The 16,417-nt window shown below is 56.9% G+C and carries 17 protein-coding genes and 1 pseudogene; 8 read left to right on the forward strand and 10 right to left on the reverse strand.

Features of this window, described 5'->3' with window-relative positions:
• The first annotated feature begins 1 nt into the window (after position 1).
• The 3 genes from KGD89_RS19215 to KGD89_RS19225 are packed head-to-tail and all read left to right on the forward strand — an operon-like array spanning position 2 to position 1,380.
• On the forward strand, positions 2–718 hold the full coding sequence (locus KGD89_RS19215; protein WP_025261391.1) for a DUF4225 domain-containing protein: 717 nt from the start codon (positions 2–4) through the stop codon (positions 716–718).
• Positions 711–1,025 carry a hypothetical protein gene (locus KGD89_RS19220; protein ID WP_143008670.1) on the forward strand — a complete coding sequence of 105 codons (315 nt, stop codon included), beginning with the start codon at positions 711–713 and terminating at the stop codon, positions 1,023–1,025. The genes KGD89_RS19215 and KGD89_RS19220 overlap by 8 nt, the downstream gene beginning before the upstream one ends.
• A complete protein-coding gene (locus KGD89_RS19225; protein WP_025261392.1) occupies positions 1,015–1,380 on the forward strand; it encodes a hypothetical protein in 366 nt (121 codons plus the stop codon). The genes KGD89_RS19220 and KGD89_RS19225 overlap by 11 nt, the downstream gene beginning before the upstream one ends.
• Positions 1,381–1,521: 141 nt before the next feature.
• On the opposite strand, the gene KGD89_RS19230 is transcribed toward KGD89_RS19225, so the two are convergent.
• Together KGD89_RS19230 and KGD89_RS26480 are read right to left on the reverse strand one after the other, a co-directional pair.
• Positions 1,522–2,556 carry a methyl-accepting chemotaxis protein gene (locus tag KGD89_RS19230; protein ID WP_371856563.1) on the reverse strand — a complete coding sequence of 345 codons (1,035 nt, stop codon included), beginning with the start codon at positions 2,554–2,556 and terminating at the stop codon, positions 1,522–1,524.
• A gap of 249 nt (positions 2,557–2,805) precedes the next feature.
• Positions 2,806–3,087 (reverse strand): annotated as a pseudogene (locus tag KGD89_RS26480) (PAS domain-containing protein); the annotation flags it as partial.
• Between the two features lie 360 nt (positions 3,088–3,447).
• Here KGD89_RS26480 and KGD89_RS26485 point away from each other — a divergent pair.
• Together KGD89_RS26485 and KGD89_RS19240 are read left to right on the forward strand one after the other, a co-directional pair.
• Entirely contained in the window at positions 3,448–3,879 is a 432-nt protein-coding gene (locus tag KGD89_RS26485) for a topoisomerase (RefSeq protein WP_371856560.1), read from the forward strand.
• 78 nt (positions 3,880–3,957) lie between these two features.
• Entirely contained in the window at positions 3,958–4,545 is a 588-nt protein-coding gene (locus KGD89_RS19240) for a DcrB/PsbP domain-containing protein (RefSeq protein WP_025261394.1), read from the forward strand.
• A gap of 60 nt (positions 4,546–4,605) precedes the next feature.
• Here KGD89_RS19240 and KGD89_RS19245 read toward each other — a convergent pair whose 3' ends face one another.
• Positions 4,606–5,511, reverse strand: a complete 906-nt coding sequence (locus KGD89_RS19245) for a LysR family transcriptional regulator (RefSeq protein WP_025261395.1) — start codon at positions 5,509–5,511, stop codon at positions 4,606–4,608.
• Between the two features lie 111 nt (positions 5,512–5,622).
• Here KGD89_RS19245 and KGD89_RS19250 point away from each other — a divergent pair, with 111 nt between their 5' ends.
• Positions 5,623–6,828 (forward strand): MFS transporter, encoded by a 1,206-nt coding sequence (locus KGD89_RS19250; protein ID WP_025261396.1) that lies wholly within the window; start codon positions 5,623–5,625, stop codon positions 6,826–6,828.
• A 222-nt stretch (positions 6,829–7,050) separates the two neighbouring features.
• A complete protein-coding gene (locus KGD89_RS19255; protein ID WP_025261397.1) occupies positions 7,051–8,127 on the forward strand; it encodes a diguanylate cyclase in 1,077 nt (358 codons plus the stop codon).
• An 18-nt stretch (positions 8,128–8,145) separates the two neighbouring features.
• Here KGD89_RS19255 and KGD89_RS19260 read toward each other — a convergent pair whose 3' ends face one another.
• The 5 genes from KGD89_RS19260 to KGD89_RS19280 form a co-directional block, all read right to left on the reverse strand.
• Entirely contained in the window at positions 8,146–8,865 is a 720-nt protein-coding gene (locus KGD89_RS19260; RefSeq protein WP_025261398.1) for a hypothetical protein, read from the reverse strand.
• A 267-nt stretch (positions 8,866–9,132) separates the two neighbouring features.
• The gene (locus KGD89_RS19265; protein ID WP_038399994.1) at positions 9,133–9,381 is read right to left on the reverse strand and encodes a helix-turn-helix domain-containing protein; all 249 of its coding nucleotides are present in this window, start codon (positions 9,379–9,381) and stop codon (positions 9,133–9,135) included.
• A 496-nt stretch (positions 9,382–9,877) separates the two neighbouring features.
• Entirely contained in the window at positions 9,878–10,318 is a 441-nt protein-coding gene (locus KGD89_RS19270; RefSeq protein WP_025261400.1) for a YybH family protein, read from the reverse strand.
• A gap of 289 nt (positions 10,319–10,607) precedes the next feature.
• Complete coding sequence (locus KGD89_RS19275) at positions 10,608–11,921, reverse strand: MFS transporter (protein WP_025261401.1); 1,314 nt, start codon at positions 11,919–11,921, stop codon at positions 10,608–10,610.
• A 143-nt stretch (positions 11,922–12,064) separates the two neighbouring features.
• Positions 12,065–14,236 carry a TonB-dependent siderophore receptor gene (locus KGD89_RS19280; RefSeq protein WP_025261402.1) on the reverse strand — a complete coding sequence of 724 codons (2,172 nt, stop codon included), beginning with the start codon at positions 14,234–14,236 and terminating at the stop codon, positions 12,065–12,067.
• A 264-nt stretch (positions 14,237–14,500) separates the two neighbouring features.
• On the opposite strand from KGD89_RS19280, the gene KGD89_RS19285 reads away from it, so the two are divergent.
• A complete protein-coding gene (locus tag KGD89_RS19285) occupies positions 14,501–14,806 on the forward strand; it encodes a PepSY domain-containing protein (RefSeq protein WP_025261403.1) in 306 nt (101 codons plus the stop codon).
• Between the two features lie 67 nt (positions 14,807–14,873).
• Here the strand turns inward: KGD89_RS19285 and KGD89_RS19290 are convergent, their stop codons facing one another.
• Together KGD89_RS19290 and KGD89_RS19295 are read right to left on the reverse strand one after the other, a co-directional pair.
• Positions 14,874–16,046 carry a PQQ-dependent sugar dehydrogenase gene (locus tag KGD89_RS19290; protein WP_025261404.1) on the reverse strand — a complete coding sequence of 391 codons (1,173 nt, stop codon included), beginning with the start codon at positions 16,044–16,046 and terminating at the stop codon, positions 14,874–14,876.
• Between the two features lie 50 nt (positions 16,047–16,096).
• A complete protein-coding gene (locus tag KGD89_RS19295; RefSeq protein WP_025261405.1) occupies positions 16,097–16,411 on the reverse strand; it encodes a hypothetical protein in 315 nt (104 codons plus the stop codon).
• Between the last annotated feature and the right edge of the window lie 6 nt (positions 16,412–16,417).

Below are 16,417 nucleotides of genomic sequence, written 5' to 3' on the forward strand. Positions count from 1 at the left end.
ATTGAGCACAAAGGAAACCTCAAAGAGTCATGAGCTTTGGAAAGTAAGCGAGGCGGCGTCCCTGTTAGCAGGACAGGCCTGTACCGTAGCAGCTCGACATATCAACGATGGAATGCTCCGGCTTCAATTCAATCGGGAAGTGGCTTATTACGCGACGAGCATTGTCAGGGATGTTGGGCGGGGGGATAAGACTATCGAGCAAGGGATGAAGGCGATAAAGGACGAGCAGGAGAGTTTGCTTAGTCAGTCATACGCGATTTTTAAAAAAAGTGTTGGAACCATTGCAGGCTCACTTCAAGTTGCAGGAGGCGTGGGCGTATGCTACGGATCAATCGGTACACTATGCGTTGTATTTGGTTTGCCGCTGATAGCGCACGGAGCTAATAACGTCTATGAAAATGGACGAAACCTCATAACCGGGCGTACCGATACAGAGGGGCCGTTACGGAAAGGGTATCAGACACTTTCAAAGCGGGTAGGTAGCAGTGAGTTTGAGGGAAATATGGTATATGGATCAGTTGATTTGCTGCTGTCTGGATATGGCGCTGGCAGATTGATTTTAAAGCCAGATGCATGGCGTCTATTTCGGTATATTCGCACAGACCACATACGAGCTTATCAAAACACATCCTTGAAAGTATTCGCCACTGAAAGAGGTGGAGACGTACTAACAATAGAAAGCATGTACGACCAATGGAAAGCCCACGAAAATGAATAGCCTATTATTTATTGCATTATCCATACTTTTTTACCTGCCTTCACTTTGGGCGCGATCTGCATTCTCTGGAAAAAATTTCTCAACGGTAAAGTTTTGGTCAGTTATGGCATACAACATATTCTTTATTTATCTTCACATGCGCTTTATAGAAAAAGAAAAGCTTCCTTTTTATGGCACCCAAGACAGCTCGACACTGGGCTGGATTTCATTTGCACTTATTTTTGCTTACGCCTCGTCCTCTGCTGTACCTTGGGAAAGAAAGCCGTGGTTCGCACAAAAAAAAGATCCCCAACACCATGAGCGTTGAAAATCACTACTTCCGTGAAGTTCTTATTTTTTTGACGGCATTAACACTTACCATCTTGATTTATCTTCCAGCCCTGTGGGCAAGACATGCATTTTCCGGTAGAAATTTCTCCAATGCAAAATACTGGATAGCCCTTATATACAACTTACTTTGCATGCGTTTTCATAAACACATGATAAGAAGTAGTACATTGCCTTTCTGGGGAGAGATAGATAACTCGGTTACGGGATGGCTTTCATTTCTCATGTATTTCATCCATGGCTTTTCCATGCCTTCGAAAAAAGAGAAAAAGTATGGGCTCTTCCGAAAAAAGGAAAATATACCATTTGATATATGGAAGGATCGGAAAAAGTAGGTCAACCGTTCTGCGACAAGAGAGTAACCATAGGTTTTGATGCGATCGGTTTTTTTCGCGAATGAATTCGCTCCTACTTCAGTGTGCGGAGATTTAAAAATCCCCATAACTCCGTAGGAGCGAATTCATTCGCGAAGACATTTATCGATTAAACCGCTCCGCAAGGCTGTGCAGGTACTCAGCCATTTCTTCCAGCTCTTTGCTGATCTGTGAGCCTTGCTGCGCCTGGCCGGCGCTTTGGTCGCAGAGTTGGGCGATGCGGGTGATTTGCTGGCTGATGTTTTCCGCCACGTGGGTCTGTTCTTCCGAGGCGGAGGCCATTTGTTGGCTCATGCCGGTAATCCGGGTGACGGCCTGGCTGATGCCGTCGAGGGCCTTTTGGACGGCTTCGACGCTGGCGACGCTTTCCTGGGAGATCTGTTCGCCTTTGCTGGCGGTCTGCACGGCTCGGTCGGCACCGTCGCGCAATGAGGTGATGATCTGCTGGATCTGTTCAGTCGAGGACTGGGTGCGTGAGGCCAGCGAGCGGACTTCATCGGCTACCACGGCAAAACCACGACCTTGTTCACCCGCACGAGCGGCTTCGATGGCGGCGTTGAGGGCCAGCAGGTTGGTTTGCTGGGCAATGGCGGTAATCACGTCGACGACGCTGCCGATGGATTGGGTGGCGCTGGCCAGTTCTCCGACGGCGGTGCCGATCTCGGTCACTGAGTTGGCCATGTGACGAATCGCCAGCAGGCTGTCATCGGCAAGGTTGCGGCCTTGCTGTGCCAGTTTGTCGGCTTCTTCGGCGGCATGGGCGGTGCTTTGGACGTTGTGAGTGACTTCCTGAATGGTCGCCGCCATCTGGTTGATCGCGGTGGCGGACTGGTCGGTTTCACTGCGCTGTTGATCGAGGGAGCGCGCTTGTTGATGCGACAGTTGCGCCGATTGCCCGGCGTGCTTTCTGACGCTTTCGCCGGTATCCACCAAGCGGGTCAAGGCGGTTTGCAGGCGCGCTTCTTCGCTGAGCAAAGCCAGGTCGAGTTGCGCCTGAGGCCCGCGGTTGTCGCTGTAGGTCAGGGCAACCAGTGGGCTGGTAAACGCCTTGGGGTGGTCGTCGAGGGTTTTCTGGATGCTGCTTCGATGGCGGGCTTCCAGGTAGCCACCCAGGGCGACCAATACCACCAGGATCATGACGAAGGATGCATTGTCGTCCAGCAGGTACACGCCCACCATCAGGGCAAGGGCGCAGAGAACCATCGGCAACTGGCGCAGCAGGTGGTATTGCGCACTGCCGAGCTTGGAAACCGCAGACTTGCCTGCACGCAACCGCGCATAGAGCGCTTCGGCACGGCGTACCTGATCGCGGGTCGGGACCGAGCGCACCGATTCATAACCGACAATGCGGCCGTTTTCGTATACGGCGGTCACGTAGGCGCTCACCCAGTAGTAGTCGCCTTGCTTGGAGCGGTTCTTGACCACGCCCATCCAGGGTTTGCCCTGTTTGATGGTTTCCCACATGTGGGCGAAGACCGAAGGTGGCATGTCCGGATGGCGGACCAGGTTGTGTGGCTGGCCGATCAGCTCTTCACGTGTAAAACCGCTGAGCGCTACGAAGGCATCGTTGCAGTACGTGATGTGGCTATTGAGGTCGGTGGTGGAAATCAAACGTTCAGAAGCGGGAAAGGTTCTCTCGTTCTGGGTGACAGGCATGTTTACACGCATCTAGAAGACCTCTCCCTGATAAAATCTTCATCAAATACCGGGTACCTTGAAAGTTTAGCACAGTCTTTCAAAGTGACAACCGGAATCGCATTGGCATATTTATCGACCCTGTTGACAGGGCCTTTAATTATTGTTGTGCTGCATTTTCAAACGATTGAAGCGCCATTTATTTTTACGGCCGTTCACGCGTAAAGAGGTAGAAGCTTTGGCGGCCAAGAGAGTCACTGATTGCCCTGCTCTGTTTATTTAAACATCTGCTGCACGAGTGTTTAACCGCACTGAAAAGCCGCTGTTGGCGCTGGCTGTCCATGCGCTTGAAAAGCCATAAATCCTTTGCTTCATCCCGTTGTTCTCTGCACCATGAGCGTCCATTTCAAAGCGACTCGCCCCGGCAACGCCATGTCACGCAAACCCCCTTCACGCCTTGAAGCCCTTGTCCATATGGCTGCGAAGCTGCCCGGCTGGCTGAGCAAGCCCCTGATTTCGTGGCTGGTCAGACGCAGACCCCGCGACGTGCCAGAATCACCTGCGACTGCAAAACCTCATGTGCAGCAACCCGTTGAGCCGGTGGAAAAAACACCTGCTGCTCCGGTTATTGCAGTACGTGAATCGGTTAAAAAACCAGCGCCTCCCAAGCCGGTCATAAAGCCTGTAGCGCCCAATTGCCCGCACTGTAAAAAGACCATGATCATGAAAGTGGCTCGTACCGGTGGTAATGCCGGTGGCGACTTCTGGGGATGTAAGGATTATCCAAAGTGCCGGGGCATGCGGGGTATATTCAGGACGTCATGAACACGCTCCACCTTTAACTTTGTGTATGTTTTTAAACAACTTTTTAAACTGTCAGCCAGTGATCAACGAGGACATCCCATGCAGTCGTTCAGTCTTAAAGCCGTGATGCTGTGCGTTGCATTGACCAGTTGCCAAGGCATTGTGAGTGCCCAGGCGGCGACAAAGCCCGCTGCCGAGAAGCAGGCTGCTGCCAGCCAGAAAGCTTCGTTGCTCGACGGCAAGTTGACGTTCACGCTGCCGGCTGGTTACGTGAAGGGCGAGATGCCTGAAATCGATGCGAAGGCCATTGCGCAAGGCGTCAGTGGCGCGCTTTACACCAATCAGGCGCAGAAGCGGGTGTTGATCGTCACGGAAACCCCGATCCCGATGGATATGCAGGCCAGCGATAACGACCGCCTGGTGCTGGATGGTCTGGTGGCCGGGACATTGACCCAGCAGCGTTCCAGTTACAAGGATTTCAAGGAGCTGGGCGAGAAGACAATCGTCAAGAAGAACGGCCTGGGTGTCCGTCAGATTGATGCCTCAGCGACCATGAGCGGCGCGAAGGTGTTGAGCACGACCGTTGTGGCGGCTTCCGGGAGCCGGTCGGCGATTCTGAATGTGATTTCCAATGCGAAGAATGCGGTGGAGCATGAGCAGATGGTGAAGACGGTTATTGGAGAGTAGGAGTTATAAGCCTCAAGCGGCAAGTCAAAAGCTTGTAACTTGCAGCTCTTTCGCTCTTTCCTACACCCGCAGGGATTGGGCAAGCAGTTCGATCAAGGCCTGCACCTTGGGCAATGCTTCGCGGCTGCGGGGCCAGGCGAGGTGAAGGGGTAGGCCGTCGGTGCTGAGGTGCGGGAGGATTTCTACCAGTTCGCCGCGCTGTAGTTGTTCTTCGATCAGCCAGGTTGCCAGTTGGGCGATGCCGCATGCGGAGGTTGCGGCGGCCACCAGTGCTTCGCCGTTGCCCACCACGATGCGGCCTTCGATGGCACGGGTTTCGGGTTGGCCCTGGGCATCGACAAACAGCCATGGGCTGGTGCTGCCATCGCCTCTGCCGAACTGGATGCAGTCATGCCCGGCCAGTTCTTCGGCGCTGTGGGGGGTGCCGTGGCGTTTGAGGTAGGCCGGCGCGGCGCAGAAGATCACTCGCTCGGTGCCCAGACAACGATGCCCCACGCCCGCTGGCCAGACGTTCGGCCCGCCAATGCGTACTGCCAGGTCGATGCCCTCTTCCAGCAAGTCAACAAAGCGATCCGTGAACGTGACGCGAGGACGCAGCCTCGGGTGCTGCCCGGCAAATTTCAGAATCAGGGGCAGCACGTTTAGTCGCCCGAATGTGGCTGGCAGGTCGATGCGTAATTGCCCGACAGGTTCGGAGCGTTGCGCCAGCAATGCGGTTTCTGCTTCTTCCAGCTCAGCAAGAATGCGCAGGCAGACGCCGTGGTAGGCAACGCCTTCCTCCGTCAACGCCAGGGTGCGGGTGGTACGCTCGAACAGGCGCATGCCCAGGCGGCTCTCCAGTCGGGCCACGCTTTTGCTGACGGCAGAATTGGTCAGGTTCAGACGCTCGGCAGCGTAGGTAAAGCTGCCTGCATTGGCAACGGCGACAAAGGTGGTGATGCCCTTGAGTCGATCAGGAGAGAACACGCTGAGCCTCCAATTGTGGAAATAATTTCAATAGTGCCTCGAAAAACCGCCAAAGATAAGAACTCTTTTCCGTAATAAAATGACACACTCCTTAAGTTCCGGTTGGGTGTCATGTCGTATTCAGAATCTGCTTCCAGTGCCGCTGCCAGCGGCGAACGTTCCACGGGCACGGGTGTGTCCATTGCCATTCTGGCGCTTGCGGGCTTTGTGATTGTCACCACCGAGTTTCTGATTATCGGCCTGTTGCCTGCGCTGGCGCGGGATCTGGGTATTTCGATCTCGGTGGCAGGCTTGCTGGTCACGCTATTTGCCTTCACGGTGATGCTCTTCGGCCCGCCGCTGACGGCGATGCTTTCCCACCTGGACCGCAAACGCACGTTCATCGTGATTCTGCTGATCTTTGCCGCTTCCAATGCCCTGGCAGCGGTGTCGAGCAATATCTGGGTGCTGGCCGTCGCTCGTTTCATCCCGGCGCTGGCGTTGCCTGTGTTCTGGGGGACGGCCAGTGAAACCGCCAGTCTGCTGGCGGGCCCCAAAAATGCGGGCAAGGCCGTGGCGCAGGTTTATCTGGGGATTTCCGCCGCCATGCTGCTGGGTATTCCGTTGGGTACGGTGTTTGCCGATGCCGTGGGCTGGCGCGGTGCGTTCTGGGCGCTGACGGTGCTTTCCGGGTTGATGGCCTTGCTGCTGGCACTGTCGATGCCGCATCTGGCGCCTACCGAGAAAGTCGGCCTGGCCCAACAGGCCAGAATCCTGCGCGACCGGCATTTCATGATGAACCTGCTGCTGTCGATCCTGCTGTTCACGGCGATGTTCGCGGCCTACACCTATCTGGCCGACACGCTTGAGCGTATCGCCCACGTTGCGCCGGCTCAGGTCGGGTGGTGGTTGATGGGCTTTGGTGCCGTGGGTTTGATCGGTAATGGCCTGGGCGGACGTTATGTAGACCGCAGCCCGCTGGGCTCGACCATGGTGTTTGCCTTGCTGCTGGCGCTGGGCATGAGTGCCAGCGTGCCGATGGCCGGTTCATTGCCGTTGCTGGCGGTGGTGCTGATGGTGTGGGGCATCGCGCATACGGCGCTGTTCCCGATCTGCCAGATCCGGGTGATGAAGGCCGCCCCTCAGGCCCAGGCGCTGGCTGGCACCTTGAATGTGTCGGCGGCCAATGCCGGGATCGGGCTGGGCTCGATTATCGGCGGCGCGACCATCGAGCATCTCGGGCTTGAATCGGTGGGCCATGTGGCAGCCGGGGTTGCGGTGCTTGCCATTGCGGTGGCCTGGTTGACGCTGCTTCAGGGGCGTCGGGCGAAGGGCTGAGCCTGCTTGTTCGCGAATGAATTCGCTCCCACAGAAATTGGCTTACGGCCAGGCAGGAGTGAATTTATTCACGAAAAGGCGACAGCAAGATATCGTTTCGTCCCTAATTTGAGGATTACGGGCAAAAGGCTCTTCCCATGGTGCCGCCATCGGGGGAAACTCTTGCCTTTCGGTCAAACACAAGGGTTGCTGGCCGGGTCTTACAACAGTCCGGTAAGCGCTATGAGCACACGACAAGGCAAAGGTCTTTCATTTGCCAAGAGAATTTATGCGCCACGCACCCTCGGCGTGGGCATAGGTTTCTTCACTGTGGTCGTGTCGCTGTACCAATTGAACGCTGCGCAGTGGTTATGGTGGCTGGCACTGGCCAATGCTCTTATCTGGCCGCACATCGCGTATCAACTCGCAAAACGCTCACCTCAGCCCTACAAGACGGAATGGCGCAACCTGCTGACCGATTCCCTTGCGGGCGGTTTCTGGGTCGGGGCGATGGGGTTCAGTCTGCTGCCCAGCGTCACGGTGCTGGCGATGATGGCCATGCACAATATTTCAGCCTGTGGCCCGCGGCTGATGCTTCAGGGGTTTGTGGCGCAGTTACTGGGGGCGATACTTGCGCTGGTGCTGGTGTCACCGGTAATCAATACCGACAGCACCACGATGCAGATCTATGCCTGCCTGCCGGTGCTGTTGATTTACCCGATTTTCATTGGCTGGATGAGCCATCAGCTTGCACTCAAGCTGTGGGAACACCGCAATCTCCTGAGCGAGCTCAGCCGCACCGACAGCCTGACAGGCCTCATCAATCACGGCTCCTGGAAAGACCTGCTCGAAGCCCAGTTCATCAGGAGCCGCAAGCAAGAGCTGCCCTGCGCCATCGCGCTGATCGACATCGACCATTTCAAGTCCATCAATGACACCTATGGCCACATCATGGGCGACACGGTGCTCAAGAACATCAGCGAAGCACTGTCTGAAAACCTGCGCGATACCGACCTGGCAGGCCGTTATGGCGGCGATGAGTTCTGCATCATCCTGCCTGCCACCGGCGCCAGACAGGCCAGCGAGATCCTTGAGCGCCTGCGCAGTGTGGTCAAGGAAAACATCGACATCTTGCTTCCCGACCTCAATATCAGCCTGAGCATCGGTATTGCGGCCTATCAGCCGCATATCACGGATGCCGCCATGTGGCTGAACGAGGCGGACAAGGCGCTCTACATGGCCAAGGCCAATGGCCGCAACCGGGTGGTCAGCATTCAGGATCAGTCACCGGACCTGATGCGCTTGACAGCACAGAGCTGACACCCCGGCGTTGGCCGCTCAATGAGAATTCCCAGCCAGTACGCACAGGTTTTCCAGCAGCCATTCGGGGGTGCGGGTTTCCAGAATCACGCTCAGTGGCTGAGTCAGGTTGAGCTTGCCGTAAATGCCCTCTTCATGATCGAGATGACGTTGCTGGACTGCCCGATAGTTGATCGGGTAGATGCTCTGTTCGACGGGCAGCAGGCCATCGAAATGTTCCAGCAGACCGTGGAAGACAATCCGCCGCTCGACCGTGTCACGGGTGGTGGCAATGAGCTTGGCGAAGTACTCGCTGTCGCGCTGGCGCAGCGCCTCGCCTGCGGCATAGCGCTCGGCCTGGGTATAAGGCGCCGCTTCGTCATAGACGACACAACACAGAAACTCCCGGGACATGCCAGTGAAAGGGTTCTGCTCAACCTGTCGCCGACGGTAGCGCCCAAGGATGAAGCGTACGGTCTTTTCAGCCAGCAACTGGTGCTGGCGGTCATTGATCTCATAGAGGTCTTCAAAGACCGTTGCCTGCCTTCCCAGCAGCGGCACTTCCCGGGAAAACCTGGCGAACAGTCCTCTGGGGCCCAGCAAGTTGGACTGCTGCTCACTGAGTTGCGCCATGGACAGGGCTGACTGCCTGGCCGCAAGGTGTTGAAAGTCCATCAGGACAGTGATGCCTGACGCATGAGGGTCCAGCCGCATCGATGGGTGGGGCTGGTCCTCATTCTGAATAAAACAGACCGTCATGGAATAACTCCTTTTTATTGTTTGCTCTTTCGTTGTGCCCAAGTGTTCAAAGCCGGTGTTGGTCGTCTTTGCGCACACGTGAAGGAGCGCCGAAGTTCAGTTGCTGGTTCCGCGCTCAAGTTTCATCCGGCAAAGTAAAGCCACGACAGTCTCCCCAACTGTCATGCCCAGACTTCAAGGCCGCCGGACACTTTATTTTTGATTGAATAAACCGAACGCAGCCCGCTGCCTGATCACACTAACCCGCCACATTCCGTATAAAACGAATTATGTGCAGTCTGCCTCGTTGCACAACCCGACAGATGTAGGGGGTTGTGCGTTTCTTCTTGTCATCAGCCGGGCCACGTAACGTGCAATAAGCTCGGTACGGGTCTTCACCTGCCCTTTTCTGAGCAGCGAGGAAACGTGATCGCGTACGGTATAGCCGCTGATACAGAGCTGCTGCGCTATTTCCTTGTTGGTGCAGCCTTGCAATAGCAGCCCCAACACCTCCTGTTCTCTGATTGTCACCCACATGTTGTTTCTCCTTGTGATTAGCCTGCCCACACAAAAACTGTAGGAAGTGTCTTACGCGCGCCGTCCGTGGCATCAGTAACAAATCGGCACACTGGCAAATTTATCTGGAACTATTTCTAACACCGCGCGCCGTACAGAAAATAAATAAAACCCAAATAAAGGAAACCGCTCAAAAACTTTAACATCAAAGAAAATTCCTACACTACTGCCAGAACACTCCCAGCTAAATCATTTAAAACCCCCATAGAAAAGACGTTCCACCCCGCATTTCACTACTGGGTAAATAGAGTTAACGGCATGAGTAACGGATTGCATACAGGAAGCGAAAGATAAACTTGCCCAATGAGAATTACAATCAGTTGTTACAATTGGATCCAGTGATGGACACATATTCAAACACACGTCACAACAATGTATGTCACACCCATTCAACCCGTCTGCCAAGGGGACAAACGGGCTGATATTCAGGGTATCGACGCCGAGCCGGCGTGCCTGATCAGGGCTTGAGGTCGAACAGCGCCTTGCCGCTCTGCATGTCGAAAGGTGCGGAAAAGTGCTCATGGACGGCTTTCCAGCCTTCGGCAGTCAGCAGGTAGCCAGCGCTGGCCCTCATCCATGAGCCTTTCATCTCGCCGCTTTCATCGGCGGCGCCGCAATGATTCAGCCAGTGGGCAAAGGCCACATCACCATCGGCATGGATGGTGAGGTCCTGCATCTCAAACAGCATGGGGCCCTGGCACATGCCCAGGCAGTGTTGCCAGTGCTCGCGATAGGCTTCGATGCCTTTGAACTGCAACTGAATGATCGCATCGTAAGCGACCACTTGCGGGTGGTAATAAGCGGTGATTGCGTCCAGATCCTTGTTGCGCACAGCCATGGCCCATCTTTGCAGCGATGCCTGAATCTGCTCCCTGGCATTGTCGTCATAGGTGCTCATGAACACGCTCCTGGCCGTTGTCGGCCCGGTTTCGTCAGATGCGGCACGTGCAGGCTGTTGCAGGTTCAAGGTCTTGGCACAACCGACACATGCTGCAGGAATATGGGTCGCCGCCTGTAGGGCTTCTGGAGGAATGCCCGGTCTCTTCAGGTAGAAACCCGCCAGTTGCTCCCGCGCCTGTCACGCTGCTCCCGCAGACGGGTTGCGCAATGCCGGGAGGCATTAGCAAGCGTAGCTTCCCGGCAGAGAAAGAAAGGATCAGGCCACAAGCAGCCGACTGAATGCAGGCTCAAACGCGACAGGTCAGCCCGTCATCCACGGCCATGCCCTTGTGCAGGCCGAAGACCGCAGCGGTGAGCAAGCCGACACAGCCCATGACCACGCCATAGGCGACGCAGACCCACGGGCTCCAGGGCATCAGGGCGATCAGCATCAGCGGCGTGGTGCTGGCCCAGAGTGCGTAGGCGATGTTGTAGGTGAAGGAGATGCCCGATACCCGGATGCCGGGCGGGAACAGCCCCACCATGACCGACGGCACGACCCCGACAATACCGCTGGCCAGACCGGCCATGGCATAGGCGACCGTCAGCGGCAGCCATTGCAGGACAAGGCTGGCGTACAACACGCCGATGCCCAGCGGCAGCAACAGGCTGTAGACGATCACGCCCCGCCAGGCACCGATGCGATCCACCAGCATGCCGGCCAGCACACAGCCGATGTTGAGAAAGACAATGCCGATAGCGCTCAAGGCAAAGGTGTCGCTGGCGCTGATGCCAAAGCTTTTCTGCATGACGGTCGGGGTAATTACTACCAGCACCACCACGGCGGAGGTCAGCACGCAGGTGAGCAAGGCCGCGGGCAGCAGCGACTGGCGATGTTCGCGCAATACCTGGCCCAACGGCAGGCCCTGCCTGTTTTCGCGCTGTGCCTGCATGGCAACGAATACCGGGGTTTCGCTGAGCCAGCGACGCAGCCAGACACCCACCACGCCAAATACACCACCCAGCAGGAACGGGATGCGCCAGGCGTAATCCAGAACTTCCGCAGGAGTGAACACCCGGGCCAGCCAGGTCGCTGTCAGCGCGCCCAGCAGATACCCGAACGTCAGCCCGGCTTGCAGAACCCCGAGGGCATAGCCGCGATGCCCCGCAGGCGCATGTTCGGCGACGAACACCCAGGCGCTCGGCACTTCCCCACCCACGGCGGCACCTTGCAGGATGCGCAGCGCCAGCAGGATCAGCGGCGCCCAGTAACCGATCTGGGCGTAGGTGGGCATGATACCGATCAGCAGGCAGGGTAACGCCATCATCAGGATGCTCAGGCTGAACATCCGTTTGCGGCCCAGACGGTCGGCAAAATGCGCCATCAGGATGCCGCCCAGCGGACGTGCCAGATAGCCGGTGACGAAGATGCCGAAGCTTTGCAGCAGGCGCAGCCATTCGGGCATGTCTGGCGGGAAGAACAGCTGGCTGAGGGTCAGAGCGAAGAATACGAAGATGATGAAGTCGTAGATTTCAAGAGCGCCGCCCAGAGCGGCAAGGCTCAAGGTCTTGTAGTCGGCCCTGGAGAATGGCTGAGGGCGTGGTTTAACAATGGCTGTCATGAAGCCCCCGTAAACATGTCTGAAAAGAACGCCTGCGCGCGCAGGACGCGAAGGATAGCAAAGCTGGTGGTTGCGGACCTTGTTCGCGAATGAATTCGCTCCTACGCGCGCTGAAGGAGCGAATTCATTCGCGAAAGACCCATTCAGAAATTGACCGAAGCCGACAAGGTCGCCGTTCTCGGGGCGCCCATGAACAGGTAGTCGTCGCCCAGATATTCACCGGCATCACGCCAGTAGCGCTTGTCGAACAGGTTGTCCACGGTCAGGCGGAACACGGTGTCGTAGTCGCCCAGCCGAGTGCTGTAGCGGCTGCCGATATTGAACAGAGCGTAGTCGTTGACCTTCACCGTGCCTTCGCGGTTGGCGTATTTGCTGGCGCTGTATTGCATGCCGCCCAGTAACGCCAGGCCCCGGATCGGCAGGCTGTAGTCCGCCTGAAGGCTGGCGCGGTATTTCGGGACATTGAGCGCCTGATGGTCTTCATAAGCCTCAGTACCGCTGCCTTCAACCCGCGCCCGGATCGCCGCTGCACTGGCCGATATTTGCAGACGCTCGGTCACCCAGCCATTGGCGCCCAGTTCCAGACCCGTGTTCTTCTGCTCGCCCTGCTGAACGTAGGTGAAGGTGCCATCGTCGTTGGGTTTGGAGTACTGATAGGCCTGACGTGCCTGAAACAGAGCCGCTGTGAAGCTCATGCGCTGCCAGTCGTACTTGATGCCCGCTTCCAGTTGTCGCGAGACGGTGGGCGCAAGAATTTCACTGGCATTGGTGGTGAACCAGGCCGCCGTACCGCCCAGCGACAGGCCTTTGCTGTAGCTGGTGTAGAGCGAAATGTTTTCCACCGGTTTGTAGATCAGTGCCGCCTGGGGCAGGAAGATCGAACGCTGGGTATGACGCTGTTCGCTGCCATCTTCGGCGTAGGCGTGCTCGTCGAGACGCACCTGACGCCCGCCCAGAACGGTCTGCCAGTGTTCGTTGAAGCTGATCCGGTCTGTCACGAACAGCCCGTACTGGCGGCTGTCCAGGCGGCGTTCGCTATCAGGCAGCGGCAAGTTCGAAGGCGATACCGCATCAGGGGTTGAATCGATGTTGCCCGAGCCGACCATCTCGTTGAAGGTGCCACGGGTATCGACGGTACGCCGAAACGCGCTGGTGCCGAAGGTCAGCTCATGTTTGAGCGAGCCGGTGTCGAAGGTGCCGGTCATGGCCGCTTCGACTTCATCGTTGCGGCGGGTGTCGTCCGGGCTGCGGAAGTCGTAGATGTCGTAGCCGCCTTCGGCACTGAAGTGATTGGGAACCGCCTCGGCAGCACAACTGGGCGAGCCGTAGCAGCCCCAGGCGAAGGCGCTGTAGTCGTCGATCACCACGCGACTGCGTGAAGCACTGAGGCTGCCCTTCCAGGCGTCGTTGAACCGGTACTCGAAGCGACCATTCATGTTCAACGAGTCGATGCCCACCGGGTTCGACCAGCTCTGATAACCCAGCAGCCTGCGCGGCGAGGCGTTATGAGGCAAAGCCGTGCCGCCGAGCAATTGATAACCCGGCACCGAGCGCTGCTCTTTAGTCTGGTATTCGACGTCCAGTTGCAGCAAGGCGCGGTCACTGATGTTCCAGTCGAACGCCAGGGAAGCGAAATCACGCTGGCCATCGGCATGGTCGACGTAGGAGCGCAGGTCTTCATGGGCAAGGTTGGCGCGTAGACCGAACTGATTTTCGCTGCCGAACCAGCCACCAACGTCGGTCGCGATATAGCGCCCGCCGTGTTCATTGGTAGACACGGTCACAGAGCGCACATTCTGGGCACGTTTGGTCTGGTAGTTGATCACGCCGCCCGGCGAGGCGGCACCGCTTTGCAGACCGGACAAGCCTTTGAGCAGTTCCACCTGCTGTTTGTTTTCAAGCGCCACGTTCTGCTCGCCCGCGATGGTGCGTCCGTTGATGCGATAGCTGTTGGCGGCATTCAGGGAAAAGCCACGCACCACAAAGTTCTCGTAATAGCCCACCGGGGCATAGCCCTCGCCCACCGAAGCGTCATTGCGCAGGATTTCACTGAGCAATCTGGCCTGACGGTCCTTGATCAGGGCGTCGGTGAATACCGAAACCGATGCAGGGTTGTCGAGCAGGGCCGTCTCGCCAAAGCTGCCGACCGACGCTTCGCGGGCCTGATAATCCGGGCTGGACGCTTCGGCAGTACCCGACACGTTCACAGCCTCCAGACTCACCGCTTCTGCAGCCAGCAGTGGTGAAGTGACAGCCATGCCAAAAGGCAACAGACACGAAACCAGACGTGCAGCAGGTCGGCGTGACGTACTCATCGATGAACTCCAGGGTAACGGGAACCAGGACAGAGGCGAGCACCATCTGGCCGGGGGCAACCTTTTACGTTCACCGCTGTTTTTTTACAACCTCTGTCTGCACGCGCTGTGCAATTACCCGCAGGCCGTTTTCAGGAAAAACAAGCTGTTTCGCATATTTAAGGATGAATTAAGTAAGGCGCATTAATCTGGCTTCAACAAAACAGTTGAACGAACCAACTGGTAAAGCATCCATTTAAGCAGTCCCATCAGAAGGAATACACCATGAAACTTATGCCTGCTCTTTTCACCGCTTTTGCCCTGACCACTGCTGCCGGTATGGCACAGGCTGATATTGGTCCTGACGAAGTGATTCGTCTGCAAAAGTCCGGCGCGGTCGGAGACTTTGAACAGTTCAACAAACAGGCTCTGGCCAAACACCCAGGCTTCCAGATCCACGACACCGAGCTTGAAAGGCACGCCGGCCGTTACGTGTATCAGATCGAGCTGAAAGACGCCAAGGGCGTGGAGTGGGACTTCGAAGTCGACGCCAAGACAGGCGAAGTACTGCGCGACGCTCAAGACCGCTAAGCGTTGTACCCAAGCTTCCCTGGCTTGAAAAAACTCCCGCATGACACGTTCATGCGGGAGTTTTTATTTATTGTTGCAAACCGACTTTAAGCAACTTCCCTTTATCGTCATCGGTCAGCAGATACACGTAACCATCCGGCCCCTGACGAACATCGCGAATACGCTGTTTCATATCGCCCAGAAAGCGTTCTTCATGAACAATGCGGTCGCCTTCAAACTGCAAACGGATCAACTCTTCGGTGGCCAGTGCTCCGATAAACACGTTGTGGTCCCAGGCCTTGAAAAGACCATTGTTGTAAAACGCCATGCCGCTGATACCCGGCGATTTTTCCCACACATGGAAAGGCACTTTGGTGCCCTCGACAAACTTGCCCTTGGCTTCCGGGATCGGTTGACCGGAATAGTTGATGCCATGGGTAGCCAGTGGCCAGCCATAGTTCTGGGCACGTTCGATGATATTCAGCTCATCGCCACCCTTTGGACCATGCTCATTGGTCCACACGGTTCCGCTCCAGGGGTTGAGGGCCGCGCCCTGCTGGTTGCGATGGCCGTAAGACCAGATTTCCGGACGCACGTTGTTCTGCCCGACAAAGGGGTTGTCTTTGGGGACATTGCCATCGGGGTAGATGCGCACGACCTTGCCCTGCAGCTTGTCCAGGTCCTGGGACGTTGCACGGTTGTTGTTTTCGCCCAGGGCGATAAACAGGTAGCCGTCGCGGTCAAAGACCATCCGCGAGCCGAAGTGGTTACCCACCGACAGTTTTGGCTGCTGGCGGAAAATCACGGTGAAATCTTCCAGTTTGGTCAGGTCAGCCGACAGACGACCACGGCCGGCAGCGGTGCCTGCGGTTTCGCCTTCGGCGGCCGTCTTGCCGCTGCCTTCGGAGTAGGTCAGGTAGACCATGCGGTCCTTGGCGAAATCAGGGGACAGCACCACGTCCAGCAAGCCGCCCTGCCCTTTGGCCCAGACTTGCGGAACACCCGAGATCGGGCCGGAGAGTTTGCCGTCCGGCGAAACGACGCGCAGATTGCCTGAACGCTCGGTCACCAGAATGCCTTTCTTGTCCGGCAGGAACGCCAGCGCCCAAGGATGATCCAGCCCGTCTGCCACTTCGCTGACACTGACAGTGCCCAGTTCGCTCTTGTATTGCTTCACGGCCTCGTCGGCCGCGCTGGCAGTCAACGGCAAGCTCGACATCGCCGTGGCACACATTGCCGCGATCAGGGTTTTTCTAAACATGGGCGATTCCTTATGCATTGAGTAGAGGTCCCGACTACTGCGGGGATGGGTTATGGGCGTTTGGGAGTCGTATTCTGATTATTCTGGATGGTCGGGCTGGGCGGTGGCTGCCGGGTTGGATAGCCATTGCGGATCCCGCCGTTTTCCAGTGTAGGTTGGCGAGGTGCGGGGACGATGTTGGGCTGCACCTGCGGCGTGCTGGGCTGGGTGCCCTGGCGACTGTTGGGGTTGGCGCGGTGGATCGGGCTGTTATAGGGATTGCTGGTTGCCCCGTTGCGGCCCGGCTGATCCTGCGCCTGGGCAACGCCGATGCCTGACAGGCCAACCAGCAGCATCATTGCGAGGTTTCGCACAAAACTGTTCATCACTTG

The sequence above is a fragment of the Pseudomonas cichorii genome (assembly GCF_018343775.1).
GTDB classification, from domain to species: Bacteria; Pseudomonadota; Gammaproteobacteria; order Pseudomonadales; family Pseudomonadaceae; genus Aquipseudomonas; species Aquipseudomonas cichorii.

Bases quoted from the DNA above. Each gene is read 5' to 3' on its own strand.
- KGD89_RS19220 (WP_143008670.1), top strand. From the start codon at position 711: ATGAATAGCCTATTATTTATTGCATTATCCATACTTTTTTACCTGCCT.
- KGD89_RS19225 (WP_025261392.1), top strand. From the start codon at position 1,015: ATGAGCGTTGAAAATCACTACTTCCGTGAAGTTCTTATTTTTTTGACG.
- KGD89_RS19230 (WP_371856563.1), bottom strand. From the start codon at position 2,556: ATGATCCTGGTGGTATTGGTCGCCCTGGGTGGCTACCTGGAAGCCCGC.
- KGD89_RS26485 (WP_371856560.1), top strand. From the start codon at position 3,448: ATGAGCGTCCATTTCAAAGCGACTCGCCCCGGCAACGCCATGTCACGC.
- KGD89_RS19240 (WP_025261394.1), top strand. From the start codon at position 3,958: ATGCAGTCGTTCAGTCTTAAAGCCGTGATGCTGTGCGTTGCATTGACC.
- KGD89_RS19250 (WP_025261396.1), top strand. From the start codon at position 5,623: ATGTCGTATTCAGAATCTGCTTCCAGTGCCGCTGCCAGCGGCGAACGT.
- KGD89_RS19255 (WP_025261397.1), top strand. From the start codon at position 7,051: ATGAGCACACGACAAGGCAAAGGTCTTTCATTTGCCAAGAGAATTTAT.
- KGD89_RS19260 (WP_025261398.1), bottom strand. From the start codon at position 8,865: ATGACGGTCTGTTTTATTCAGAATGAGGACCAGCCCCACCCATCGATG.
- KGD89_RS19265 (WP_038399994.1), bottom strand. From the start codon at position 9,381: ATGTGGGTGACAATCAGAGAACAGGAGGTGTTGGGGCTGCTATTGCAA.
- KGD89_RS19270 (WP_025261400.1), bottom strand. From the start codon at position 10,318: ATGAGCACCTATGACGACAATGCCAGGGAGCAGATTCAGGCATCGCTG.
- KGD89_RS19275 (WP_025261401.1), bottom strand. From the start codon at position 11,921: ATGACAGCCATTGTTAAACCACGCCCTCAGCCATTCTCCAGGGCCGAC.
- KGD89_RS19280 (WP_025261402.1), bottom strand. From the start codon at position 14,236: ATGAGTACGTCACGCCGACCTGCTGCACGTCTGGTTTCGTGTCTGTTG.
- KGD89_RS19285 (WP_025261403.1), top strand. From the start codon at position 14,501: ATGAAACTTATGCCTGCTCTTTTCACCGCTTTTGCCCTGACCACTGCT.
- KGD89_RS19290 (WP_025261404.1), bottom strand. From the start codon at position 16,046: ATGTTTAGAAAAACCCTGATCGCGGCAATGTGTGCCACGGCGATGTCG.
- KGD89_RS19295 (WP_025261405.1), bottom strand. From the start codon at position 16,411: ATGAACAGTTTTGTGCGAAACCTCGCAATGATGCTGCTGGTTGGCCTG.